The organism is Enterovibrio qingdaonensis (assembly GCF_028683135.1).
GTDB lineage: Bacteria > Pseudomonadota > Gammaproteobacteria > Enterobacterales > Vibrionaceae > Enterovibrio > Enterovibrio qingdaonensis.
The window spans coordinates 153,942-179,195 of the sequence record NZ_JAJUBB010000006.1; the positions used below are offsets into that span (position 1 = coordinate 153,942).

General features: G+C 48.3%; 19 protein-coding genes. 8 read left to right on the plus strand and 11 right to left on the minus strand.

Annotated elements, in window-relative coordinates:
- The first annotated feature begins 274 nt into the window (after positions 1-274).
- Positions 275-1,648: a PhoH family protein gene (locus LRP49_RS10560; RefSeq protein WP_274142094.1), complete on the plus strand. Its 1,374-nt coding sequence runs from the start codon at positions 275-277 to the stop codon at positions 1,646-1,648.
- 48 nt (positions 1,649-1,696) lie between these two features.
- Here the strand turns inward: LRP49_RS10560 and LRP49_RS10565 are convergent, their stop codons facing one another.
- From LRP49_RS10565 to leuA, 11 genes are all read right to left on the minus strand, one after another.
- On the minus strand, positions 1,697-3,133 hold the full coding sequence (locus LRP49_RS10565) for a transporter substrate-binding domain-containing diguanylate cyclase (RefSeq protein ID WP_274142095.1): 1,437 nt from the start codon (positions 3,131-3,133) through the stop codon (positions 1,697-1,699).
- 182 nt (positions 3,134-3,315) lie between these two features.
- Positions 3,316-4,317, minus strand: coding sequence for a GGDEF domain-containing protein (locus LRP49_RS10570; RefSeq protein WP_274142096.1), 1,002 nt, complete (start codon positions 4,315-4,317; stop codon positions 3,316-3,318).
- Between the two features lie 93 nt (positions 4,318-4,410).
- Positions 4,411-5,100, minus strand: coding sequence for a thiamine ABC transporter ATP-binding protein (thiQ, locus tag LRP49_RS10575; protein WP_274142097.1), 690 nt, complete (start codon positions 5,098-5,100; stop codon positions 4,411-4,413).
- Entirely contained in the window at positions 5,093-6,685 is a 1,593-nt protein-coding gene (thiP, locus tag LRP49_RS10580) for a thiamine/thiamine pyrophosphate ABC transporter permease (RefSeq protein ID WP_274142098.1), read from the minus strand. Before thiP ends, thiQ begins: the two co-directional genes overlap by 8 nt.
- A 24-nt stretch (positions 6,686-6,709) precedes the next feature.
- Positions 6,710-7,708: a thiamine ABC transporter substrate binding subunit gene (gene thiB, locus LRP49_RS10585; RefSeq protein ID WP_274142099.1), complete on the minus strand. Its 999-nt coding sequence runs from the start codon at positions 7,706-7,708 to the stop codon at positions 6,710-6,712.
- 257 nt (positions 7,709-7,965) lie between these two features.
- Positions 7,966-8,772, minus strand: coding sequence for a DUF547 domain-containing protein (locus tag LRP49_RS10590; RefSeq protein WP_420791540.1), 807 nt, complete (start codon positions 8,770-8,772; stop codon positions 7,966-7,968).
- Positions 8,773-8,824: 52 nt separating this feature from the next.
- The gene (locus LRP49_RS10595; RefSeq protein ID WP_274142100.1) at positions 8,825-9,577 is read right to left on the minus strand and encodes a DUF4344 domain-containing metallopeptidase; all 753 of its coding nucleotides are present in this window, start codon (positions 9,575-9,577) and stop codon (positions 8,825-8,827) included.
- A gap of 85 nt (positions 9,578-9,662) precedes the next feature.
- Positions 9,663-10,265 carry a 3-isopropylmalate dehydratase small subunit gene (gene leuD, locus LRP49_RS10600; RefSeq protein ID WP_274142101.1) on the minus strand — a complete coding sequence of 201 codons (603 nt, stop codon included), beginning with the start codon at positions 10,263-10,265 and terminating at the stop codon, positions 9,663-9,665.
- A gap of 9 nt (positions 10,266-10,274) precedes the next feature.
- Complete coding sequence (gene leuC / locus LRP49_RS10605) at positions 10,275-11,690, minus strand: 3-isopropylmalate dehydratase large subunit (RefSeq protein ID WP_274142102.1); 1,416 nt, start codon at positions 11,688-11,690, stop codon at positions 10,275-10,277.
- A 41-nt stretch (positions 11,691-11,731) separates the two neighbouring features.
- A complete protein-coding gene (leuB, locus tag LRP49_RS10610) occupies positions 11,732-12,820 on the minus strand; it encodes a 3-isopropylmalate dehydrogenase (protein WP_274142103.1) in 1,089 nt (362 codons plus the stop codon).
- A 2-nt stretch (positions 12,821-12,822) separates the two neighbouring features.
- Positions 12,823-14,379 carry a 2-isopropylmalate synthase gene (gene leuA, locus LRP49_RS10615; RefSeq protein WP_274142104.1) on the minus strand — a complete coding sequence of 519 codons (1,557 nt, stop codon included), beginning with the start codon at positions 14,377-14,379 and terminating at the stop codon, positions 12,823-12,825.
- A gap of 495 nt (positions 14,380-14,874) precedes the next feature.
- On the opposite strand from leuA, the gene LRP49_RS10620 reads away from it, so the two are divergent.
- From LRP49_RS10620 to LRP49_RS10650, 7 genes are all read left to right on the plus strand, one after another.
- Positions 14,875-15,519 (plus strand): TetR/AcrR family transcriptional regulator, encoded by a 645-nt coding sequence (locus LRP49_RS10620; RefSeq protein WP_274142105.1) that lies wholly within the window; start codon positions 14,875-14,877, stop codon positions 15,517-15,519.
- Positions 15,516-16,844: an efflux RND transporter periplasmic adaptor subunit gene (locus LRP49_RS10625; RefSeq protein ID WP_274142106.1), complete on the plus strand. Its 1,329-nt coding sequence runs from the start codon at positions 15,516-15,518 to the stop codon at positions 16,842-16,844. The genes LRP49_RS10620 and LRP49_RS10625 overlap by 4 nt, the downstream gene beginning before the upstream one ends.
- Complete coding sequence (locus LRP49_RS10630; RefSeq protein WP_274142107.1) at positions 16,841-19,948, plus strand: efflux RND transporter permease subunit; 3,108 nt, start codon at positions 16,841-16,843, stop codon at positions 19,946-19,948. Before LRP49_RS10625 ends, LRP49_RS10630 begins: the two co-directional genes overlap by 4 nt.
- Positions 19,949-20,057: 109 nt before the next feature.
- Positions 20,058-20,564 (plus strand): phosphatase PAP2 family protein, encoded by a 507-nt coding sequence (locus LRP49_RS10635; protein ID WP_274142108.1) that lies wholly within the window; start codon positions 20,058-20,060, stop codon positions 20,562-20,564.
- Between the two features lie 46 nt (positions 20,565-20,610).
- Positions 20,611-21,738 (plus strand): MJ1255/VC2487 family glycosyltransferase, encoded by a 1,128-nt coding sequence (locus LRP49_RS10640; protein ID WP_274142109.1) that lies wholly within the window; start codon positions 20,611-20,613, stop codon positions 21,736-21,738.
- Positions 21,739-22,105: 367 nt separating this feature from the next.
- A complete protein-coding gene (gene leuO / locus LRP49_RS10645; protein ID WP_274142110.1) occupies positions 22,106-23,053 on the plus strand; it encodes a transcriptional regulator LeuO in 948 nt (315 codons plus the stop codon).
- Positions 23,054-23,346: 293 nt separating this feature from the next.
- A complete protein-coding gene (locus tag LRP49_RS10650) occupies positions 23,347-25,143 on the plus strand; it encodes an AMP-dependent synthetase/ligase (protein ID WP_274142111.1) in 1,797 nt (598 codons plus the stop codon).
- The last annotated feature ends 111 nt before the right edge of the window (positions 25,144-25,254 follow it).

Below are 25,254 nucleotides of genomic sequence, written 5' to 3' on the forward strand. Positions count from 1 at the left end.
CTGAGAACTACAGTGTAGGCCATCATGAGCACAGAGAAAATGGTTGCCAATGGTACTTGAAGTTGTGAACGTGGTCACGGTCAAAGTAGGAAAAATGGCTCACGTAACATATGGGTAACAAATTAATGAAATTGTGCAGTACACAACACGTTAAAACTGAAATTTGTCTTAGGATTAAGATTGAAGCCCAATAACTGTGTCGCATCACCTTGCTACCCAGTCATTAGGGCTATGTGAGGTCACTCACTCAGCCTACGCAACCAAGGAGGTGCCTATGGGCGATGCCGAACGGAAATTCTTTGTGCTGGATACCAATATCTTGCTTCATGAACCTTTCGCCATCTATTCCTTTCAAGAACACGACGTGGTCATTCCCATGACCGTCCTCGAAGAACTCGACCGAATCAAAGACAGTAAACGTGATGTCGCGCGTGATGCACGAGTGGCCATTCGTGCATTGGAAGACATTTTTAAAGATGCAACCCCCGAACAGATATCTGAGGGTATCGTGGTGGGCAAAGAAGGCAGCACGGGGACCGTCTCCATCTTCGCTGACTTTGAAATCAAAGAGACGGTTCAGGCCTTTGCAGACAAAGCAGGTGACAACCGAATTCTCAATGCAGTGCTTTACCTCCAAGAAAAACGAGCTCCTCGTACGGTGGTATTGGTGACCAAAGACATCAATATGCGATTACGTGCTAAAGGTGCAGGTGTTCGTTACGTGGAAGACTACCGCACAGACCAGCTCATTGATGACGTGAAATTGCTGACCAAGGGGTTTCAAGTTGTTGAAGGCAGTTTTTGGGATCAAGTTGGCCAAGTTGAATCTCAAACCAGCGGGCGTTCGACACTCCATACCATGCCTCGAGACATGATTGATAACACCTTTGTGAACCAATACATTCTTGATGAAAGTGATGAGTTTGCCGGGCGTGTTGTTGGCCTTGAGGCCGATAAACTACATCTGAAAGATATCAGCCGTGAGCGCTTGATGCATCGCGAAGCATGGGGAGTGCGGCCGAAAAACGTGTATCAAGGGATGGCAATGGATGCCTTGCTAGACCCGCATGTGGACTTGGTCATTCTTACCGGTCCTGCAGGGTGTGGTAAAACAATCCTTGCGATGGCGGCAGCACTTGAGCAGGTGGTTGAGAAAGGGATGTATGACAAAATCATCGTCACCCGGAATACCCCAGAGATCGCGGAATCAATCGGCTTCTTACCCGGTACGGAAGAAGAGAAGATGCTGCCGTGGCTCGGTGCAGTGACGGACACATTAGAGGCACTGCACAAGAACGATGAATGTGCCGATGGCTCAATGCGTTACATCATGGACAAAGCCAATTTGCAGTTCAAATCCATCAACTTTATGCGCGGCCGCTCAATCCAAAATGCCTTTGTGATTCTGGATGAGTGCCAAAACTTAACTGCGTCGCAATTAAAAACCATCATTACGCGCTGTGGTGAAGGAACCAAAATCGTCTGTTCTGGTAACCTTGCGCAAATAGACAGTCCATACCTGACACCTGTTACGTCAGGGCTTACTTATATCGTAGAGAGATTCAAGAACTTCGAAGGCAGTGCTACCGTCTACCTCAATGGGGTAGTACGAAGCAGACTGGCGGAGTTTGCCGAAGAAAACCTTTAATCGGGAACCGGTAAGTAAAAGGGCAGCTATTAGCTGCCCTTTTGTGTTTTATGCCCAGCGTCGTTCGGTAACGTCGGTATCGTTATCCGTGTGGCCGAACATGCTGTAATTGGGCTTATTGGCACGCATGCGCGTCGTGGCAATAGCAACCAGTGATTCTCCATCTTCCCCGTCATAAGGGTAACAAGCGATCCCTTCACTGAATTTGACCGGAATGATTTGTTGGTCGATGTGTAACGGACTAAGTTGCAGCACTTTGTGCAGTTGTTTGATGCGCTTCATTGCTTGGGTGCTTTCGGTCAAATCAAACAATACGCCGAACTCACCACCACCTAGTCGGGCAGAAACAGTGCTGCCGCTAAACTGCAGCCTGATCAGCTTCGCAAGGTGCTTCAATACCATATCCCCCACATCTTGGCCGAAACTGTCGTTAATTTGCTTCAAACTATCGATATCCAAGACCGCAACTACGTAAGGCGAGGGTGAGAAGCGTTTTTCGGCAAGCAGGGTATAAAACTGGTGACGCGTTTTAGCACCTGTCAGGGCATCATTTTGTACAACACATTCCAAGCGCTCTTCTGACGTTTTTAGTGCTTCTACAGCACTCTTTAACTCTTCCGTACGATTTTTCAGAAGCTTTCGGTAGAAAAACAGCCCAATAACCATCACCAGCATGGAGCTGATCAGAATAGTGAGTTGCGCGTGCTTATTTAGCCAAGGCAGTGCGGAATGCAGCTTGTTTTGTGGTAACCATTTGTCGTAAATCGCATTAACTTCATCCAAATCAATCTTTTCCAGTCCGCGCTCGATATCTGCGAGACTGTTTTGAGAGTTTTTGTTAACTGCGAAGTGCAAAGGGAATGAATACAGCTTACGTCTTGCTGTAAATTGGCCAGAGTTTCCGGTGTGACGCATGTCGTAAAGCGCAGTACTGAAGTCATCAATGAAAACATCGACTTCACCACGGTAAGCGGCGTCATTAAGTGAACCAAATGTCGGGAACAACTTGATGTTTTCTTCCGGGATACGCGACATTAAAAACGCATGTTTAGTGCTGTCTTTGACCGTGCCAACCACTGCTGAATCAAGCAAGTTAAGATCATCAACAGGGAGATCTTTTTGAACAAACAGACTCACATTGTAGCGTTTGAGAGGAAGTTCTCGTGAAAATGCTAACGTCTCGGCACGAGAGCCTGTATAGCCTAGCCCACCATGCACAACATTGTCTGTGTTCGCCACATACTGTAACGATTCGCTCCACGGCAGCAAGTTGAACTGAATATTCAGATTATTTTCTTTGGCATAGAGTCGCCAGTAATCAACCATGATGCCATCGGCTTCACCATCTCTATTAATGAAAGAGAACGGCTGCCAAGTAGAAGAGCCTGTAACGATCAACGGCTTAGAATCTGCCATTGAAGGGAAAGGAAACAAAATGGATAGCAACGTCAATGAAATTGCGGCGAACTGGCGGGTGCTTGGCATAAACTTAAAACTCGATTGACCAACCTGTCTAGATTTTCTGTCGGAGGATTATACGCAAGGGAGAGGGGTCTGGGAATTGGAAAAGTGTATTTTTGTCAACATGTTGATCTGTGTTAATTTGCAACTATCATCGCAAATTCGCGCACTTCAAAATAGTTGAAGCACGCGAACATTGCAATATTCTAGAAAAGTTCCACATCATCTTCAGGAACAAGTGACTGCAATTCACCCGAGGCAATAAGATCTTCGTAGAATGCCACTTGGTTGCGACCGTTTTGCTTGGCCTTATACAGAGCCTGATCCGCAAAGCCGAGCACTGTGATAGCGTTTAGTTCTTGATCATTAATCGATGCGGCACCCATAGAAATTGAGACATCTTTTGCCTGACCATAATCTCTGTCTTTGACGCTTTTGATGAAGTCTCGCACCGTTTTTTCCATTTCTTGACGAGGTTGAGGGTGCATGATGACGACAAACTCATCCCCCCCATAACGAAAGAGAATATCCTCTTCATCAAAGGCCTGCTTCATCAGCGCAGTGATAAGCAAAATCACCTCATCGCCAAAAACATGGCCTAGCGCATCGTTAATTTGCTTGAAATGATCGATATCGAAAATGCACACCCAATGGTGGTGACTAGGATCGTCAGTAATGCTACTGCCTTGAATGAGAAAACGATCAAGGAGGAGATCAATTTTTGTTGTCAGGACTTTGCGATTATATAGACCTGTCAGGCCATCTCGTTCACTGGCGGAAATGATTTTCTGGTAGTTTTCGTAAATCCGTGCAAGCCCTTCAATGAGCTGAACTTCATCGCCTTTGAGTTGGTCTGTCTTACAAAAAACCACACCGTGAATTTCATCTTTCTCACCATAACGCACGGGCACTGCGAGCAAAGACTGGTTCTCTTTTTTACAATACTCAACGACATTTTCACCCGTCGCGATGCAATCACGAAGCACTCGCTCAATGGCATCCTTCTCCTCCTCATAGAGAAAAATGTCGGAACAAGCGACAACCAAAAACTCAGGGGAAGTATCTGGGTTGTAGTCCAACACCAAAACCTGATTCGCGGGCGTCAGCTGCAAAACCGTGGTGATCAGGCTCTCAGAAATGGTATCGGACTCTGTTTGTGCAGTAATGTCTACCACTGAGTCCAGCACATCAATACTGGTTACAGTCACAATCGCATCTCTCTTTTGAATTGAATGTCTTAAAAACAAGTATAGATGCGGTTATTTGATGCGCAATGTTTAACCAGTGCGTGTGTTATATCTTTATGAAAGATAAGGCCTTATCTTTTCATTTTTCGCAGTAAGTTCTGATATATCAATATGATGGGAAACCTGCCCCTTATCGATAATCAGTACGCTGTCTGCTATCGCAATTGCATCTTCGGGGTGGTGTGTAACCATCAAAATCGTGGTCCCGAATTGTTGTGCCAACTGTTTAACTTGGGACAGCATGTCTTTTCTGAGTGATGGGTCTAGTGCTGAGAAAGGCTCATCAAGCAGCAATAAGGGGCGATCTCTTACTAAACACCGAGCCAGTGCTACGCGTTGTTTTTGGCCGCCAGAAAGTTGCCCGGGGAATCGGTCGAGATAGGTATCTAGCTCTACCGTTTTTGCCGCCTTTTGCACGCGTTGCTTATCTTCTGTTGTTAAAGAGAGGCTTGGGCTGATACCCAATGCAATATTGTCAAAGGCACTCAAATGGCTGAACAGGTTGTGCTCTTGGAAGAGCACGGAGAGTGGCCGCTCATGTGCTGATTTATCCGTAAAGGCTTCATGGTTGAAAGAGACGCTGCCGTGACTTGGCGGCAACAAGCCGCAAAGCAATGTCAGAAGTGTGCTTTTACCTGCGCCGCTTGGGCCTAGAATCGCCGTTATAGAACCAGAGGGTGCGGTAAAGGAAAAAGACAGTGTCTCCGTCTGATACTGATAGGACAAATCACTGACGTTAAGCATGACGTTTCCTCGCGATAAACGCTTCAATAAGGGCATAGCTGCCCAGGCTTAAACCAAAAAGTACAAGGGCTGCCGCAGCACCTGCTTCCATTTGATAGCTACCAACTAAGTGAAAAAGGTACAGAGGCAAGGTTTGAAAATCTTGACTGCCTACAAGTGCAATTGCGCCCAAATCGCCAGTTGAAAGCACAAAACTGATTGCCAATGCGCGGCCAATCGGAGCCCGAAGTGCCCGCCATTCAATAAGACGTAAGCGGTTTAGCCCTTTAATTCCAAGACTGTTACATAGGCTTTGATATTGCTGAGCAAGTTGAAACGCGGGCTGGCTCAGCACCTTGACGATGTAAGGCAACGCCATGAGTGTGTTCACCGTCAGTACCAGCCAATAGGGTGAGCTGAAAACATCAATATGCTCGCGCAGCATTAAAAAGAATCCCGTACCCAGTACGACACTTGGTACCACAAGCACCAAAGACGCTGTCATTTCAATGCTATCTGCTCGTCTAACTTTACCTGAAAGGCGCCAAAACCGACTGGTGAGTACAATGGCACTGCCAAGGATGAATGCACACAACGCTGTTCCTGCTGCAATTTGTAAGGAATTGAATGTTGCGTGCCAAAGCTCGGGCTGGCTAAGTACGCCGATGGCCTTAGGATTAAGGCCGCTGAGTACAACTGACGCCAATGGCGGCAAGACCAATAACAGGGCGGCACCAATCCATACACTGTCCCACACTTTGGCGACAGGGCTATCCAGCTTCAGGGATAAGGCGATATGGCTGTCCTTGCCTTGCTGCGAAATAGGACGCGTGAAACGTTGTGCTACCACGTGGAAAAGTCCACAGAGCAGTAACTGCCACAGCGCAAGAATTGCACCCGTCTGCAAATCAAAATCGAAGCGAATCGCTTGATATATCGCAAGCTCAATCGTGGTTGCGCTTGGACCGCCACCCAATGCCATGACGGTGGCGAAACTGGTAAAACACAGCATGAATACCAGACCAATCGCATGTGGCAATTGCTGGCGCATAAACGGCCATTCGAGCAACCTAAATCGATGCCAGCCATGCATACCGAGTTGATAGGCGATCCGTTGTTGGTCACTGGGTATTTGATCGAGTGCTTGTACTAACAATTGCGCGGAAAAGGGCAGGTTAAAGAAAACATGGGCCAGCAAAATCCCGGACAGCCCGTAAATACTCACATCCCAAGATAAGCCGATGGCGGGTAGCCAGTCAGCGAGAAAGCCACTTTTTCCGTAAATCGCCAAGATACCGAAGACACCGACCAACACTGGAAGCACCAGCGTCATTGAAAAAAGACGCAGTAGTAGCGTCTTCCCGAGGAAGGTCCGACGCGATAGGGCGTGAGCGACAGGAATCGCTAAACCTACCGACAGCAGTGTAGACAGGAAAGCCTGTTTGATACTGAATAGGGTGACGTGTTGAAGATATGGATCTTGCCAAAGTGACCATACATCAAGCGTCGGGGCTTGCGTCACCAGCGAAAACAACGCGGTGCCAATGAGCACCGCGATGATTGTGGCCGAGATAACACCTGGCCATGTGCGAGAAGGGTTCAGCACGTTTTTTCTATCACTCAGAATGAATTACTTTACCAGTGCCGATTGCCATTCACGGATCCAACCGCGACGGTTGTCAGCGACCTTTTCAGGCGTGAATTGCAGACTTTTGGCTGGCACAGACAGCGTCTCAAAGCCTTGAGGTAGCGTGATGTTGGTGACGGGGTACATCCATTGGCCAGTCGGCACTGCGCTTTGGAAACCGTCACTTAAGATGAATTGCATAAACTCATCGGCCAGCTTTGGGTTGTCAGAGCTTTTGACTTTCGCGGCCACCTCTACTTGCATGTAGTGACCTTCTTCGAAGTTAGCACTGGTGTAATTCGGGTTATTTTCCGCAATCAAATGGTAGGCAGGTGACGTGGTGTACGAGAGCACCATGTCTGACTCGCCGTTTAAGAACATACTGTATGCTTCAGACCAACCTTTAGTGACTGTGACTGTTTTCTTCGCGAGTTGTTGCCAAGCTTCTGTCACGTCATCGCCGTAGACGGATTTCATCCATAGCATTAAGCCTTGTCCTGGCGTAGACGTGCGAGGGTCTTGGTAAATGACTGAAATATCGTCACGCGTTTCTACCAGTTCTTTCAGGCTTTTCGGTGGGTTCTCGAGTTTGGTTTTGTCATAGACAAACGCGAAGTAGCCATAGTCATAAGGCACGAACGTTTGGTTGTTCCAGCCCTGTGGCAGGTTCACTGCTTTGGTATCAACATCGTGTGTGGCCAGCAAGCCCGTTTTTTCTGCTTCCGCCATCAGGTTGGTATCGAGGCCTAAAATGACATCGGCTTTGCTGTTTTTACCTTCCAGACGTAGACGGTTCAAAATCGTGACACCATCTTCCAATGCGACAAGCTTCAGCGTGCAACCGCCGCACTGTTCTTCAAACGCTTTTTTTATCGCAGGGCCTGGGCCCCAATCGGCTGCAAAAGAGTCATAGGTATAAACTGTCAGGGTGTTTTTTTCGTCAGCCATTGCGGGACCGGCCATGGTCATCGCTATCATCAGAGCTGAAAGGGAATATTTCATCGTTGCCTCACATCAATGTGTGGCGAGGGGTGAGGTCGAAAGCGGGGAGCTTGTGACATCTCATTCCTACGCCAGCATTATCTGGATCAGGTTTCTACCCAAACTCGGTTTGGATAATGGGTTTAGCGTTCGCATTCTCAGCCGACAGTGTCAGCTCCCCACGAGATGGTCAGTATTGTAAACCAAACGTTGTAATAGAGATAGCAAAGGGCGCAATCTGCGCCCTTTGTTGTGAGTATGAGATCTGGTTGATATAACTAGGGTTGATTTAATTTCCAGTCATAATCGTATTTGATTTTTCCTGTCCAACCTTCGAGCTTCTGACCATCGCGATACGTATCAATGGCGCGGAGAATCGCTTGTTCGTTATCGCCAAAATCCACGCCGTACCATTCGTAAATGGAGGACAGGGTCAGTGTGTTTTCATCTATCTTCGCGCCTTTATCACTGTTGGTGAATTGTATTGCTGCGTCGTTCAATAGGGCGTTGGAGTTTTTGCCAGTAAAGGCGGTTTGTGCGAGGTTAGGGCAACCAAGGCTGGCACAGTTCACGGCATAGTGGATGCGTTCATCGTTCCAGATTGGACGTAATATGCGGTGTTCAATGTCATTTAGGGTCAGCGTTTGTCCTGCAATCTTGGTGATATCGTCATCCCATGGACCAAAGCTCAAAAAGCCGCCGAGCTTGGTGATCGATTTTACGGGGTATTCATCAAGGATCAGCTGAACTGTCAGGGCGTTGTAGAGATTGACCCAATAGGCAAACTGCTCTGCTTTGTTGTAGTTTCTTGGGTCCAGAGCAGTCAGGTCGATGATGTATTGATCCAACAAGGCTTTGTCAGTGGGCGTGACGGCTTTGTAGTTAAAAAGGGTGTGTTGGCCGTTAACCACGATGTAGGTATCAAGAAGCTGCTGCCATTTCTGGTGATCAAACGTGGCTGCATTAGCGTCATTGCTTTGGTTCCAGATCGGCCACAAATCGCTTTTAGGTGCAGCATGAAGTGTTGCTGGAAAGATCATAACCGCCAAAACCGCAGACGGTAAAAGTGCGCGAATAGACATCATCAAATAACTCATATTTCCCTGAATGTGTATGTAGACCGTATTGTTGGTATTTTTATTCGATGTCGTTGAGCATCTCTATCACGCGCATCCAGTTTCTAGTTTGAAGTTCAAACTCAAACGGACAAAACTGATCGCGTTCCATTTCAATCAGATCCTCGTCCATAATGTCAGCATATTTCTTTGGGTTACTGCCGTAAATCAGACAAAGTGATTGGGCGAACCGCTGACCATCTAAGCTGTGTTCATCCCACATCGCGACATCGTCGAAATACTCTGTATCCATGTCCTCGATGGCGAACAAGTCGACGCCCGCATAAGCCAAGTCATCATCATAGTAATGGATCATCATGAGTGTGGCGAAATTGTCTACGGCGTCTTCCTCTTTGCCAAGCGCAGGGAAATCCCATATTGCCAGATAGGCATGGCCATACTCGTGCAGCAAGGTGTGAAGCACTGCAGCTTCTGTTGCTTCGTCGGAGGTTAGCCCCTCTTGAGAGGGCGGCACGCTGTCGAATCTTTCTTTGGCATAATGCACAAATTGATACGGCATTTGTATCGTCAAGGTTTGAGGATCGAACAGTGGGCCATCAAGATCGCCATAACGAATGGTGAGCGTTTCAGGGACGGGCATTTCCGCATTGACGAGCTTAACCATGTCTTTGGAGATGCTTTCGATCAATCTTTTTGCTTGCTTGTCACTTTTAGACGTCGCAGGGTCAAAGACCAGTACCGTGTTAGCGGTGCTCTGTGTTGGTGCAAACAAAAAAAGTAGTAAGAGTGCATAAAGATGAATGCGTATCGGCATGGTAGACCTTCCTTAGTGCCCAGAATCTCTACCCAAGCATAGAAAAAGCCGACTCGATGAGTCGGCTTAGTTGCGAGATATTAAATCATGCAAGAAATGGGGGGATATTCGCTTCGTACTCTGAAATTTTCGCTTCGTGCTGAAGCGTCAGGCCGATGCTGTCTAAACCGTTTAACAAGCAGTGACGACGGAACTCATCAATTTCGAACGAATAGGTTTTGTCACCTGCTGTCACGGTTTGCGCTTCCAAATCCAGTGCAATCTCTGCGCCCTCATTGGCTTCTACAAACGTAAACAGCTCATCCACTTCCGCTTCAGTCAAACGCACGGGCACCATTTGGTTATTGATGGAGTTACCGTAGAAGATGTCAGCAAAGCTCGGGGCGATCATCACTTTAAAGCCAAAGTCAGCCAGTGCCCACGGGGCGTGTTCACGTGAAGAGCCACAGCCGAAATTCTCACGCGCCAGCAGTACACTTGCGCCTTTATAGCGTGGGAAGTTCAGAACAAATTCTGGATTGTCCTGTTGGCCCGCTTCGTCGAGAAAGCGCCAGTCATGGAACAAGTGTTGACCAAAGCCAATGCGGGTGACTTTCTGCAAAAATTGCTTAGGGATGATGGCATCAGTATCGACGTTTGCTGCGTCCAGCGGTGCCACCAAGCCTTTATGTTGTTTAATTCCTGACATGGTGACTCCTTAACCGTTTTGAATGTCAAAGCTGTTTACATCAACGAAGTGACCGGCAACGGCTGCGGCTGCCGCCATTGCTGGGCTTACCAAGTGTGTACGCCCTTCACGGCCTTGGCGGCCTTCGAAGTTGCGGTTGCTGGTGGATGCGCAGCGTTCTTTTGGCCCCAAGCGATCGTTATTCATTGCCAGACACATTGAACAGCCAGGCAAGCGCCATTCAAAACCTGCGTCGATAAAGATTTTATCCAAACCTTCTTGTTCCGCTTGGGCTTTCACCTGCTCAGAACCCGGAACCACCAGTGCCTGCACGCCAGATGCCACTTTGCGACCTTTCGCGACTGCGGCGGCGGCACGCATGTCTTCGATGCGCGAGTTGGTGCAAGAGCCGATAAAGACTTTGTCGATGGCGATGTCAGTGATTTTCTGGCCTGCTTCTATGCCCATGTACTTCAGAGCACGCTCAGCGGAATGGCGTTCAATTGGGTCGCTAAAGCTCTCTGGCGCAGGAACGACATCGTTCACGCCTACAACCTGACCTGGGTTGGTGCCCCACGTCACTTGGTTGTTGATGTCCGTCGCTTCCAAAGTGACTACCGCGTCAAACTCTGCGTCTACGTCCGTTTTGAGCGTTTTCCAGTATTCAACCGCAGCATCCCAGTTTGCGCCTGTCGGCGCAAACTTGCGGCCTTCAAGGTAATCAAACGTGGTTTGGTCTGGTGAAACAAGGCCTGCTTTTGCGCCCAACTCGATAGCCATGTTACACACGGTCATGCGGCCTTCCATGGTCAGATCTTCAATCGCCTGACCGCAGAACTCAACCACGTAACCTGTGCCGCCTGCATGACCGACTTTGCCGATGATTGCCAACACGATATCTTTTGCGGTTACGCCGTCAGCAACGCTGCCTTTGACCTCAATTTTCATGGTCTTAGCGCGGCCTTGCTTCAGCGTTTGCGTTGCCAATACATGCTCAACTTCAGAGGTGCCGATACCAAATGCCAATGAGCCAAATGCGCCGTGCGTGGCGGTATGGGAGTCACCACAAACGATAGTGGTGCCCGGCAGGGTGATACCCAGTTCTGGACCCATGACGTGAACGATGCCTTGGAAAGGGTGATTGATGTCGTAAAGGGTGACACCAAACTCTTCACAGTTTTTTGCCAGTGTTTCCATCTGGATCTTCGCCATTTCGCCTGAGGCGTTAATGTCTTTGGTTTCTGTAGAAACGTTGTGATCCATGGTGGCGAACGTTTTTGATACCTGACGAACAGGTCTGCCATGTTGGCGCAGGCCGTCAAAAGCTTGCGGAGATGTTACTTCGTGCACCAAGTGGCGGTCTATATACAGCAGCGGGGTTTCGCCCGGAGCTTCTACTACCACATGGGCGTCGTAGACTTTTTCATAAAGGGTTTTCGCTGACATTGCCCTGTCTTCCTTATAATTCGTTATCGCTTCCAGTGCGTTTAGGCTTCGTTTACGTACGCTGCAATCTTGTCACCCATTTCAGAGGTGGTCAGCGGTGTTTTATCACCCGCCAGATCTGCTGTCAGTTCACCGGCCTCAAGTGCATGGCTTACCGCGGCTTCAATAGCGCGTGCGGCGTCTTCTTCGCCCAAGCTATAACGCAACATGAGAGCGGCAGACAGGATTTGCGCTACTGGGTTAGCAATGTTTTTACCCGCAATATCTGGTGCTGAACCACCCGCAGGCTCGTACAGTCCGAACTTACTGTCGTTTAGGCTAGCAGATGGCAGCATGCCCATGGAGCCTGTGATCATTGCGCATTCATCAGAGATGATGTCGCCGAAGATATTCGAACACAGCATCACATCGAACTGTGATGGATCTTTGATGAGCTGCATGGTCGCGTTGTCGATGTAGATGTGTGACAGCTCGACATCAGGATAGTCTTTAGCCACCTCTTCGACGACTTCACGCCACAGGATTGAGCTTTGCAGTACGTTTGCCTTGTCTACCGACATGACTTTATTGCGGCGAAGACGCGCAGATTCAAATGCGATGCGTGCAATGCGCTCAATCTCGTAGCGATAGTAAACTTCGGTATCGAACGCTTTCTCTTCTGGCCCCGAGCCTTCACGGCCTTTAGGCTGACCAAAGTAGATACCGCCAGTCAGTTCACGTACTACGACAATATCAAAACCACGCGCTGAAATATCTGCACGCAGTGGCGAGAACGCTTCCAGACCTGCGTGAATTTGCGCAGGACGCAGATTACAGAACAGCTGGAAGTGCTTACGCAGTGGCAGCAGGGCACCACGCTCAGGTTGCTCATTCGGTGGCAGATTTTCCCACTTTGGACCGCCCACTGAGCCAAAAAGAACAGCGTCCGCTGCTTCACATCCTTTCAGTGTTGCCTCTGGCAGCGGTGTGCCGTGATTGTCGATGGCAATACCGCCAACGTCATATTCTTCTTTTTCGAAGGTGATAGAGAATTTCTTCGCCACTGCGTCCAGCACTTTGTGTGCTTGCTGCATGACTTCTGGACCAATGCCATCACCCGGTAGAACGGCAATCTTATAAGTACCTGCCATGGTTAAACTGTCTCCGTTTTCAAAGTTGCTTGTTCTTTAATTTGTGCGATGCGATCAGCACGGTAGATGCTGTTAATTACGTGCAGCAGAGCTTGTCCTGACGCTTCAATAATGTCTGTCGATACACCTGTGCCGTGGTATTTGCGACCTTTGTAGTTGGCAATGATATCTGCCTGTCCCAAGCCGTCTTCCCCTTCGCCTTTTGCGGTCAGGTCAAACTTGTCCAATACAATGTCGTAGCCAGTAACGCGGTAAATGACTTGATACAAGGCGTCAACCGGACCGTTACCAATCGCAGCGTCACTGATGGTCTCATCGCCACACTGCAAGGTCACGCTGGTGGTTGCCATCACGCTGCCACTTTGCACGCTCAGGTACTTCAATTTGTAGAAGTCGTCCTCTTCTTGCAAGTTGTTGAAGAACATCAGCGCTTCCAAGTCGTAATCGAAGACTTGGCCTTTTCGGTCTGCCAGCTTCAAAAAAGACTCGTACAGGGTATCCAATTTGTAGTCTGACTCGCTGTAGCCCATGGTGTCCATGTGGCTCTTCACAGCGGCACGACCGGAGCGGCTGGTCAGGTTCAAGGCTTTTTGGCCCAAACCAATCGACTCAGGTGTCATGATTTCATAGGTATTTTTGTTTTTCAGCATGCCGTCTTGGTGAATACCAGAACTGTGACTGAACGCGTTGGTGCCAACGATCGCTTTGTTCGATTGGATTGGCATGTTACACAGTTGGCTAACCATCTTGCTGGTGCGGCTGATTTCTTTGTGGTTGATGCCAGTCTCCACACCCAGCAGCTCGCCGCGTGTTTTGATGATCATGGCAATCTCTTCCAATGCACAGTTACCCGCGCGTTCACCAATGCCGTTAATTGTCCCTTCGATCTGGCGTGCGCCTGCTTGCACTGCTGCAATTGAGTTTGCCACTGACATGCCCAAATCGTCATGGCAGTGGACAGAGATGATTGCTTTATCGATGTTGGGTACGCGGTTGAACAAGGTCTCGATGATGCCGCCAAATTCACCCGGTACGGTGTAGCCTACGGTATCGGGAATATTAACCGTGGTTGCACCGGCTTTGATCGCTTCTTCTACCATGCGGCACAGATTATCAATCGGTGTACGGCCTGCATCTTCACATGAAAACTCTACGTCGTCGGTATAACGGCGTGCGCGCTTAACGGCATTCACACCCATTTCTACAACTTGATCGTAGCTACGGCGCAGTTTGTCTTGAACGTGGATAGTCGATGTAGACAGGAAGGTGTGAATTCGGAAGGCTTCGGCAACTTTCAGTGATTCGGCAGCGACATCAATGTCTTTATCGACCGCGCGAGACAAGGCACAGATTCGGCTGTTCTTGATCGTTTTCGCGATCGTTTGTACCGATTCAAAATCACCCGGGCTAGACACGGGAAAGCCCGCCTCAATCACATCAACACCCAAACGCTCGAGCGCGAGTGCAATCTGCAATTTTTCTTTAACCGTCAAGCTTGCAGACAGCGCTTGTTCGCCGTCACGTAAAGTGGTGTCAAATATGATGACTCGGTCTTTCATGGTCGTTCCCTCTGTTGCCGTTGAGTACCAATGTCGCAAACAGTTTTTTCACTACTTACTGAGATTGATATGAGTAATCCGCACTGCTGGCAGGTCATACGAAAAAACCCGCGCTTCTGCGCGGGTTTTTATAAGTCTTTTGGATGTTATTTTCTGTCCATGACCTACCCGCGCGAATTGTTCACGAGAAGTAGAAGGTCTAGGAGGAAAATACGCATCATCATTGTTACAGAATCCTTTAATGGTCTGCACAAATGAATACCAAACCGTTCACCAAAACGTCAATATCAAAATAGAAAATAACAAGAATGCGTTATTCAAAATGTTAAGTGTGGTGAAAAATACCACAAAAGTGCCTTAAGTCTGGTTTTATTCTCTGCTTGTTTTTGGCGTTCAGAAATTCATCACAAAACGGGGAACTGTAGAATTAAAGTGTGAGAAATGTGTCAGTTAGCAGCGTAGTATTAATTCAACAGCGTTGAATTAAGGTGCCGTATGGCTAAACGACCCGGACGTCCGACAGGCACTTCCCGTGCAAGAGAAGCCCTTATTGAAGAGGCGACACGTTTTTTCCTGTCTAAACCTTATGACAAAGTATCCACCCGAAAGATCGCAGAAAGTGCGAGTGTGGATGTGGCACTTATTCGCTACTACTTTGGCAATAAAGCGGGACTCTTTGAGGCAACCGTCAGAGAAAATGCCGCTCCCATCATCGCAAATCTTCGACAAGCCATCCAAGATGGAAGGGTAGAAACACTAAATGACGCTGTAGAGGCATTTTATAAGGTCATGTCTGTCGGCCCCAATCTGCCTTCTTTGATCTTTCGCTGCATGATGCTCGATGGTCAGGATCAGCAACGGCAAGCAATTGAGAAGCTGTTTCACGACATTATTCTGCCTGTGCAGCAAATGTTGTTTGCACGTTTTCAGGAAAAAGGGGTACTTCGCGATGATATCGATCCCGAGTTGGCGCGTATGAGTTTCTTTAGCCTGATGGTGTTGCCCTTTATCATGCCTCAAGGCATGGCTGCGTTGCAGGGTATATCCTTGAACGAAAGCTACTTGCTTCGGTTGGCTGGGCATAATGCTGCGCTGTTACAACATGGAATTTTCAAGGTCCAGGGAGAGCCTCCTCTATGACACTAAAAAGAAAGTTGTTGTTTTTCCCTGCGCTTGCAGTGGGGGTAGCCGTGCTGTTTATCGCGCTAAAAACCCGTCCGGATATTCCCGTTAAACCTTCTTTGTCTAAAGCTCGTTACGTTGATGTAGTAACACTTCAGCGATTACCGATTGCGCCAGAAGTGACGGGTTTTGGCCGCGTGACACCTAAGCATATTTGGCAGGCGATAGCAGAAGTTAATGGCAAGGTGATCTATCGCCATCCAGATTTGGAAAAAGGACAGATCCTCGCGGCGGGTACGGTACTTTTGAAGATTGACCCAACCGATTACCAAATAGCCGTTGCTCAAGCTGAAGCTGATCTCAACGCCAAACAGGCGCGATTGGCGAGGCTCAATTTAGATGAAAAAAACCTAAAATCGACCTTGTCGATTGAACAGCGCAGGCTAGCACTCAGCAAAGATGAACTTGCGCGAAAACGAAATCTTCAACAAAAAGGCCTCACCTCCCAATCTGCTCTCGATGCTGAACAGCAATCTTTTCTTTCTCAACAATCTCGTGTTCAGGATCTCGACGCCCAACTAAACGTTTTACCCGATGATAAGAAAATCACCCAAGCCGAACTTGCAGCCAGCGAACTTGCCTTAAAACAAGCGCAGCGAAACCTTGAAAAAACAGAGATTACATTACCCATCGACAGCCGAATTGCTGATGTGAACATCGAACTCGATCAAGTCGTGACGCCTCAACAGATCATGTTGGTATCACATGGGTTGGACGATGTAGAAGTCGATGCGCAAGTCTCCATCCACGATATGCAGACGCTGATCGACAGTTTGGATAGAAGCGATACGCACACGCCACCTCTCGACGATCTTACCGCCAAGGTCACCTTGTCCAGCGGCTCGTTTCAAGGTGATTGGCAAGCGCAAGTCGCGCGCCTCAGTGATACGGTCAATCTCAATCAGGCAACCGTCGGTGTTATTCTGGAAATTCCGTTAACAGGTGTCACGGCCCATAGTGACGCGATACTGCCACCGTTAGTTAATGGCATGTTTGTTAAAGCGTCCATTGAAGGGCAAGCCAGACCGCATTGGGTGATACCGGAACAGGCATTGCGTGGTGACAATATTTACCTGTTGGAAGAAGGTAAATTGCGTGTCCTTCCTATCGAGGTGCTATTTAGGAAAGACGATTTGGTGGCGATTGAGGGCGCACTGCAAAAAGGGCAGGTTGTGGTGTTGAACGACATATTGCCCGCAGTCCCCGGAATGACCTTGCGTGCAGTTACTCTCAATGGTGTGGCTGTAAAGGCGTCAAATGAGGCGAAAGGGGATGCGTCATGATCCGCTTTTTTGCGCGACACCCCACTGCAGCAAACCTACTTATGCTGACGCTGATCCTATTGGGTCTGACCGCGCTGCCGCAATTAAAGCGAGAGACTTTTCCTGAGTTTGCTCCCCCTTATATTCTCGCCAGCGTTGCTTATCCCGGTGCAAGCCCTGAGCAGGTAGAGCAAAACATTTGTTTGTTGATGGAAGAAGCCATTGACGGCCTCTCAAATATCGAAGAAACGCGCTGTGAGGCACTGGAAGGTGCGGCATCTTTAGTGGTGAAGCTCACGCCTATTGCGGATATCTCCCGCATGCTGGTGGACATTCAAACCCAGATTAATGCCATCAACAATTTCCCTAGTGATATCGAACCGCCCGTTGTCAGAGAGTTAGACTGGAACGAACCTGTGGTTGATGTTGCGATTGCTGCAGACACCGATTGGGTAGGGCTGAAAGCGTACGCGGAAGATCTCAAACAGATCCTCAAACACCAATACGACGTTCCTTTGGTCACCGTTTCAGGTTTCTCCGATAAACAAATCCGTATTGAGGTAAAAGAGAGTGCGCTTAGGCAACTTGGCCTTAGCATCGCCGATATTGCTGCAGAAGTGTCGGCGCAAAACATCAACTTGCCGAGTGGTAATGTCGAACTTGCCGATAAGAGCCTGTTAATTCGTTTTGATGAAAGGCGTATCGCCGCTGAAACGTTAGGCCGGATTGTCATCGCGGCTGATCCGAATGGCGGTGTTGTGCGGCTACAGGATATCGCCACCTTGACTGAACGCTTTGAGCTGGACGAGCAAAAAGTGTGGTTCGATGGAAAGCCCTCTGCGATTCTTAAGATCAGCAAGAATAAGGCAGACGATGCCCTGCGGATCAAAGACCGCGTCGCGACGTTTGTCGATGATCAACAGTTGATCGCCCCTGATGGCGTGACGCTAAATCTGACCAATGATTTCTCTTCCTTGCTCTGGGATCGCCTCACCATGATGACGCGAAATGCATGGCAAGGGGTGATCTTGGTATTTGGTGTCATGTGGCTGTTTTTCTCACTGCGTTATTCATTCTGGGTTGCTGCAGGTCTTCCTGTTGCCTTCCTAGGCAGCTTTTTCTTGATGGCGCAGCTTGGCCTGTCTATCAACATCATGTCTTTGGTCGCACTTCTTATGGCAATCGGGATCATGATGGATGATGCCATCGTGATCTCTGAGTCGATCGCATCGCATATAGACCGAGGACAAAAGCTTGAAGAGGCGGTGGTGAATGGGGTGAAGAAAGTACTGCCCGGTGTTGTTTCCTCGTATCTCACCACGGTGTGTATTTTCGGCAGTCTGATCTTCTTGCAAGGTGAAATGGGTGCGGTGCTGCGTGTCGTACCCATGGTCTTGATTCTGGTTTTAACCCTCAGTCTAATTGAGGCATTCTTAATTCTCCCTCACCACTTGCAACACTCGCTTGCCAATGCAGGGAGTCCTAAGCCCGACCTTGCATTTAAGCGTGTATTTCTCGAGAGGTTTGAAGCATTTAGAGCCGGGAAATTAGCGGAGCTGGTCACTAAGGCTGTGGATTGGCGGTATGCCTTTGTTGGTGGCGTCATCGCTATGCTGCTTATCTCAGCGTCCTTGATTGTCTCTGGTGCGGTGCGCTTTGTTGGGTTTCCAGAGTTGGATGGCGATATCGCAGAAGCGCGGGTAATTTTGCCTCCTGGGTCATCGCTGGTTCAAACCGAACAGGTGGTCGATGCGCTCGTGGCATCAGCCAATCGGATTGGACAACGTTGGAGCGAAGAAAAAGAGGGCGGTGAACCTCTCATTGAGCACATCACAGAGCACTTCAACGTCAATGCGGATGCAGATGAAAGCGGTCAGCATATCGCTACAGTCCGCTTAGATTTGCGCAGTGCAGAAGTGCGATCAACCCTTATCGATGACTTTCTCGCGCAATGGGAAGAAGAAACGGGCGTATTGACTGATCCGGTGTCGTTAGTGTTTAAGCAACCTGCAATGGGGCCCGGCGGTCGCGACTTTGATATTCGGCTGCAGCATGATGATTTGGATGAGCTCAAAGAAGCCTCCGTCGCTATTCAGCAGTTTATTACAAAGTTTCAAGGGGTTTCCGGGGTGCTTGATGATATGCGCCCAGGAAAGGAAGAAGTCAAAGTGACACTGCGCCCCGGGGCTGAGGCATTTGGTATCAATGGTCAAATGATCGCAAGACAGCTTCGCGCTGCGTATTTTGGCCAAACTGCCGATGAAATTCAGGTGGGGCCGGAGAGCATCGAAATCGACGTCAGGCTGGACAAGACAGATGCGGGTAACCTTCAGAGTTTTGCGAATTTTCCCATTGTGATGCCCGATGGTAGTCAGGTGCCACTGTCCACGGTCGCGGAGCTGAACTATCAGCGCAATTTTGTTCGTATTCAGCGAATTGATGGGTTGCGTACGTTAAGTGTTTTCGGTGATGTGGTGCAAAGTCAGGTGAGCATTGGGGATGTGCTGCTTCAACTAAAAAAAGAGGTGATACCGACGCTTCAACAAGAATATCCACGATTACGGGTGCTGTTCGAAGGACAAAGTCAGGACTCCGCCAAAACAGGGCAATCGATGGGTGTCGCGTTTGCACTTGGGCTCTTTGGAGTCTTTGTGATTCTCAGCTATCAGTTCCGCAGTTATCTCGAACCTTTTGTTGTACTAATTGCCATTCCGTTGGCATTCATCGGCGTTATTTGGGGACATTGGCTCCTTGGCCATCCGTTAAGTATGCCTAGCATGATGGGTTTTGTGTCTCTTGCTGGCGTGGTGGTGAACGATTCCATCTTACTGGTGCAGTATATTCGTCACCATCTCGATGAAGGTGAGGATGTCTATAGTGCGGTTGTTCAAGCCAGCCAAGAGCGTTTTCGAGCAGTGTTTCTTACCTCCTTAACCACAGCTGCGGGGCTTTTGCCTTTGCTGTTGGAAACCAGTTTGCAAGCGCAAGTCGTTAAGCCGCTCGTTATTTCAATCGTCTTTGGGATATTCACATCTACCTTGTTGGTGCTGTTTATGATCCCTGTGGCTTACGCCATTTTGGCGGATTTTGGAAAGGTAAAACGGCATGAAGCACTCACGATTTAACGCACTAGGTTGAGGGGCGAAACTTCATCAATCCTTCGGCAAAGCGTCACGGTTCTGTCATTCCCCCCTCCTAAGCTGATGGTGAATCATCGACAAATGGAGTGGGTGAATGCGGAGTCTCGTTGCAATTCAAAGGGTTGATCAGGCGTTTTCGTCGCTTTGCCTCGGGCATCGGTTTAGTGCCGATATTGCGCGTATTTTTCGTTGGGTATCAAAAAGCGGAGACGGACATCTTTATGCGGCCATTGGTGTCATTTTGGCAATAAGTGATGGCGCGCGTGGGCTGGCTTTTCTCGCGTGCGGTTTAATGGCCTTTGCCATCGAAGTGCCGCTTTATATGTCACTGAAAAGACGGTTTCGTCGTGCGCGTCCTCAACACCTACCCTCGTTTATCACACCGTCAGATCTCTACAGCATGCCGTCAGGGCATACGGCGGCGGCATTCTTAATGGCGTCATTGCTAAGCCATTTTTATCCCGATTTTAGCCAGATTTACTGGAGCTGGGCAGCTGCCATTGGACTGTCTCGCGTGCTGTTAGGTGTGCACTTTATTTCTGATGTTTTCGTCGGTGCGCTACTGGGGTTAGGTTGTGCGGCGTTGGCATTGAGCTTCTGAGCAGCTTGCCATTGCAAAATACGTAAGATCATTTGTGAGAGCCAAAATGAAAATACTCTATGGTGTGCAAGGGACGGGAAATGGTCATATTTCGCGAGCAAGGGCGATGGCTGAAGCGTTTGCTGACCATGATGATATAGAGGTTCAGTTTCTCTTTTCGGGCCGGCCGGAAAATGCCTTTTTCGATATGGAAATTTTTGGTGATTACCTGTACCGAAAAGGGCTTACGTTTATCAGTCATGCTGGTAAGGTTGATCTGGTCAAAACGGTAAAAAGTAACGACCTATGGCAATTTATCAAAGACGTGAAGGCTCTGGATGTCAGACACTTCGACTTGGTCATTTCCGATTTTGAACCTGTGACCGCACATGCTGCTAAGCGACAGCGAGTACCTTCCCTATCAATTAGCCACCAATCAGCGTTCTTGTGTGATGTGCCTAAGCACGGACAAGGGCTCGTTGATCGCTTCATTATGTGCCATTTCGCCCCCACGGAAATGAAAGTAGGCCTTCACTGGTACCATTTCAATCAACCAATCTTGCCACCCATTATCGATTTAAAATGCGATAAGACTGAGCGTAGCAAAACGATTTTGACGTATTTGCCGTTTGAGCGATTGGAAGATGTCGTCGATACACTCCGGCATTTTTCAGAGCCCTTTGTTTGCTTTCATCCAGACTGCCCGTCGCCAACTCAGCGAGACAATGTAGAAATTCGTCCATTGAGTAAGTCTGAATTTCATCGTGCTCTACTTAGCTGTGCGGGTGTTATTGCTAATGGGGGATTTGAACTGCCGTCAGAAGCCCTGTTTCTCGGAAAGAAACTTCTCCTTAAACCCTTGAGTGGTCAGTTTGAACAACAGAGTAATGTAGCCACACTCGATATGATGGGACTTGCCTCGACCATGGATACTCTCGATAAAAAGGCAATATCGACCTGGCTAGCGCAGAGGGAAAGTAACCGTGTGATTTTCCCTGATGTGGCAACGGCTCTGGCTGATTGGGTGGCGCAAGGGGACTTATCAACGCTGGACCAATTGCGCGATGCGCTATGGTCTCAGGTGACATACCCTGAACATGTGACAGATTTAATGTCCGATTTTTGGCCTAGCCAGCGGCGAAAACGCGCGCTTTTTAGTATGCGATTATCGTCTGAGGTTAATATTAAAACCTAATGCATTGATAGGGTGAATGCTTTATTGATGGATTGGTTAATGGCTATTTTTAGAGCTATATTTATGAAATTTAAGCACTAAATTTAGCCGAATTTAGATTTTCCTCTCCACTGGTGGACAAGTTTTTATAACAATTTACTGGGGTCACGTCACATAGCCATGTTACTAAGTTCAGAGTCTGGTTACCTTGTGTTCAGTTTACTTGATTACACTGGGCCGACTTGAACGAACGTTTGACGTACACATGGCTGTATGGATGTGACTTTATGCCTCTGCTCTTTTGTTTAACGACTTTTTAGAGGCATAGATGCATACCTGCGGAACGAAATGACGTTTTATAGAATCACGCAACCGCCAAGGTTTAGGTATGACACAGAAAGAATCGGTTCAACAATTGGACGACCGCACCGATTTGACGCTACGTAGCGTCGATCTTAATTTGATCACTGTTTTTGACGCAGTGATGCAAGAACAAAACATTACACGTGCAGCTCAGAGCCTGGGAATGTCGCAACCTGCGGTGAGTAATGCTGTGTCTCGCTTGAAAGTAATGTTCAATGACGAGTTGTTCGTTCGCAATGGACGTGGCATTAAGCCAACGCAGCGAGCACGACAGTTGTTTGGCCCAATTCGCCAAGCGATTCAATTGATTAAGAATGAACTCCCTACGTCAGTCTTTTTGCCTGAAACCAGCTCACGTACCTTCAGGCTTGCGATCTGTAGTCCTTCTGACATGCGCTTTGCCCCACAGATCCTCAACACCATTAGCCAGTTGGCTCCAAATGTAAAAGTGCAGGTTGAAACTGAGTTTAACCGTGATATCGCAACCAAGCTTCGCTACCAAGAAGTGGACTTTGTTGTCGACTACCTTCACTTTGGTGAAAGCGGCTTTTGCAGCACAGAAATGTTCAATGATGAGCTGGTTGTCGTGGCAAATAAAAACCACCCTAGACTTGGCGATCTGCTGACGGCAAAAGAACTGCAAAGCGAAGCACATGCGGTGTTAAAACGTAATGGCGAAATGCAGGGATATGCCGAGGTTTTATACCGAGATGGGCGCTACCGAGAAGCTTATCAGGGTGTAAGCCTAAGCAATATCCTGTACGTGGTCAGTCAATCCGAACTCATTGCCGTTGCGCCCCGTTGGATGGTTGAAGGTGGTCAATACCGTGACAACCTAAAAACCTTGCCGCTGCCCATCGACAATAACCGTATTAGTGGTTATCTAAGTTGGCATGCATCGGCGGAAAAAGACAAAGGTCACCTGTGGATGCGTGATCAACTGTTGTCAATTTGTGGTAATTCATTGGTGTAATTGTCACCATAATGTACGAGAAGCCAGCGCAAGCTGGCTTTTTTGTGGCTCGCAAAAATTCAGATACAGCCTGTTACAACTTTTTTTGTTGTTGAGAGAACAGGTGTACTCTGAAATGAACGGTGTTCGTTATTTTTTCTGTCTAGTTTTTCACCAAAGTATGGTGGCTTTCTCTTGTAATTAACTGTTGAGTCATTACACTGCGGGAAAGTTTGAGCTTACATGTGTTAGCTAATTATTTGTTTGCCCAGAAGCGGTATTTACCGGGGCAAGATGTGCTGAGAGAGAATTGAATGGCGCTGGAATTTCATATCGTTAACCGTATTCGCGAGCAAGTAAAAGCGCGGGGCGACAAGACTGCACTGCGTTTCCAAACCGGCAAGGGTTGGAGCGACATAAGCTGGCACGATTTCGGTGAACGCATTGATAGCATTTCACGTGCGATGCTGGTTTCAGGACTGGCAGTACAAGACAAAATCGGTATTTTTTCAAACAACTGTGCAGAGTGGACGATTGCAGATATTGCTGCACTACAAGTCCGCTGTGTACCTGTGCCTATCTACCCAACGAACACCCCTGATCAGGCAGCCTATATTCTGAATGATGCAGGTGTCCGCATTCTGTTTGTTGGTGATCAGGCGCAAGCAGATGCGGCAATGTCAATTGCCGCGAAAGTGCCATCACTGGAAAAGATCGTCAGCTTTAGTGAAGCGGTTGATTTTGGTGGCCATGAACTAGGTATGAGTTGGGCTGCATTCGAGCAACTGGGTAACGATAACGTTGAACCTGAATTGCACGCGCGTATCTCTCAGGCGGCTATGGACGACCTGATGACTCTGATTTACACCTCAGGCACCACAGGTGAGCCAAAGGGCGTGATGTTGGATTATGCCAACGTGGCGGCACAGGTTGAAAGTCATGACATGGTATTGGGCATCAGTGAGCATGATGTGTCGCTGGCATTCCTGCCTCTGTCACACGTATTCGAGCGTTGCTGGACCTTCTACGTGCTGCACCACGGTGCAACGAACTGTTATCTGTCTGATACCAATGGTATCCGTGATGCGCTGCAGGAAATAAAGCCGACGGTTATGGCCGCTGTGCCTCGTTTCTACGAGAAAATTTACAGCGCAGTGCATGAGAAAGTCGCTGGTTCAAGTCCGATTAAAAAAGGCATGTTCCGCGCTGCTGTGTCTATCGGCAACCTGATGGGTGAAATCACCCGTAAAGGTAAGAAGCCTGCACCTTGGCTGAAATCAGCTCACCGTATGGCAGACAAGTTGGTGCTGAGCAAACTGCGTCAACTGCTGGGCGGCAACATCAAGATGATGCCGTGTGGCGGTGCGAAACTTGAGCCTGCAATTGGCCGTTTCTTCCACGCTATTGGTGTGAACGTTAAGCTGGGTTACGGCATGACTGAAACAACAGCGACAGTCTCTTGTTGGGAAGCGGGATCGTTTGATCCAGATTCGATTGGCATGCCAATGCCAATGGCCGAAGTGAAGATCGGTAAAAACAACGAGATTTTGGTTCGTGGCCCAATGGTGATGAAGGGTTACTACAACAAACCTAAAGAAACTGAAGAAACCTTTACAGAAGATGGCTTCTTGAAAACGGGCGATGCGGGTCATATAGATGCGGCAGGTAACCTGTTCATTACTGACCGTATTAAAGAGCTGATGAAAACCTCGGGTGGTAAATACATCGCGCCACAGGTGATTGAAGGCAAGCTGGGTAAAGACCACTTCATCGAGCAGATTGCGGTTGTCGCTGATGCGCGTCACTTTGTTTCCGCGCTGATTGTTCCGTGCTTTGAGTCGCTGGAAACGTGGGCGAAGGAACTGAACATTAAATATCACGATCGTATGGAGCTGATTAAGCACAGCGAAGTGGTCGAAATGTTCGAAAAACGCGTCGAAGAATTGCAAAAAGAGTTGGCTAAGTTTGAGCAGGTGAAAAAGTTTACCTTGCTACCAACAGAGTTTTCGATGGCACAAGGTGAGTTAACGCCTACCATGAAGCTTCGCCGTAAAGTGATCCTTGAGCGCTACAAAAAGCAAATTGAAGCGATGTACAAGAAGCACAAGTAAACACATGACACTGCAAAAAGCCCAGTATTCTTACTGGGCTTTTTCTTTTCTCAATGACTGACTTTTTAACGTCTTAGTCTACTTTTCTCCGCTACCGCGTTTCCTGCGTGC

What these genes read in the sequence shown, in the direction of transcription:
- LRP49_RS10560 (WP_274142094.1), top strand. Translation starts at nt 275, where the DNA reads ATGGGCGATGCCGAACGGAAATTCTTTGTGCTGGATACCAATATCTTG.
- LRP49_RS10565 (WP_274142095.1), bottom strand. Translation starts at nt 3,133, where the DNA reads ATGCCAAGCACCCGCCAGTTCGCCGCAATTTCATTGACGTTGCTATCC.
- thiQ (WP_274142097.1), bottom strand. Translation starts at nt 5,100, where the DNA reads ATGCTTAACGTCAGTGATTTGTCCTATCAGTATCAGACGGAGACACTG.
- thiB (WP_274142099.1), bottom strand. Translation starts at nt 7,708, where the DNA reads ATGAAATATTCCCTTTCAGCTCTGATGATAGCGATGACCATGGCCGGT.
- LRP49_RS10590 (WP_420791540.1), bottom strand. Translation starts at nt 8,772, where the DNA reads ATGATGTCTATTCGCGCACTTTTACCGTCTGCGGTTTTGGCGGTTATG.
- LRP49_RS10595 (WP_274142100.1), bottom strand. Translation starts at nt 9,577, where the DNA reads ATGCCGATACGCATTCATCTTTATGCACTCTTACTACTTTTTTTGTTT.
- leuD (WP_274142101.1), bottom strand. Translation starts at nt 10,265, where the DNA reads ATGTCAGGAATTAAACAACATAAAGGCTTGGTGGCACCGCTGGACGCA.
- leuC (WP_274142102.1), bottom strand. Translation starts at nt 11,690, where the DNA reads ATGTCAGCGAAAACCCTTTATGAAAAAGTCTACGACGCCCATGTGGTA.
- leuB (WP_274142103.1), bottom strand. Translation starts at nt 12,820, where the DNA reads ATGGCAGGTACTTATAAGATTGCCGTTCTACCGGGTGATGGCATTGGT.
- leuA (WP_274142104.1), bottom strand. Translation starts at nt 14,379, where the DNA reads ATGAAAGACCGAGTCATCATATTTGACACCACTTTACGTGACGGCGAA.
- LRP49_RS10620 (WP_274142105.1), top strand. Translation starts at nt 14,875, where the DNA reads ATGGCTAAACGACCCGGACGTCCGACAGGCACTTCCCGTGCAAGAGAA.
- LRP49_RS10625 (WP_274142106.1), top strand. Translation starts at nt 15,516, where the DNA reads ATGACACTAAAAAGAAAGTTGTTGTTTTTCCCTGCGCTTGCAGTGGGG.
- LRP49_RS10630 (WP_274142107.1), top strand. Translation starts at nt 16,841, where the DNA reads ATGATCCGCTTTTTTGCGCGACACCCCACTGCAGCAAACCTACTTATG.
- LRP49_RS10635 (WP_274142108.1), top strand. Translation starts at nt 20,058, where the DNA reads ATGCGGAGTCTCGTTGCAATTCAAAGGGTTGATCAGGCGTTTTCGTCG.
- LRP49_RS10640 (WP_274142109.1), top strand. Translation starts at nt 20,611, where the DNA reads ATGAAAATACTCTATGGTGTGCAAGGGACGGGAAATGGTCATATTTCG.
- leuO (WP_274142110.1), top strand. Translation starts at nt 22,106, where the DNA reads ATGACACAGAAAGAATCGGTTCAACAATTGGACGACCGCACCGATTTG.
- LRP49_RS10650 (WP_274142111.1), top strand. Translation starts at nt 23,347, where the DNA reads ATGGCGCTGGAATTTCATATCGTTAACCGTATTCGCGAGCAAGTAAAA.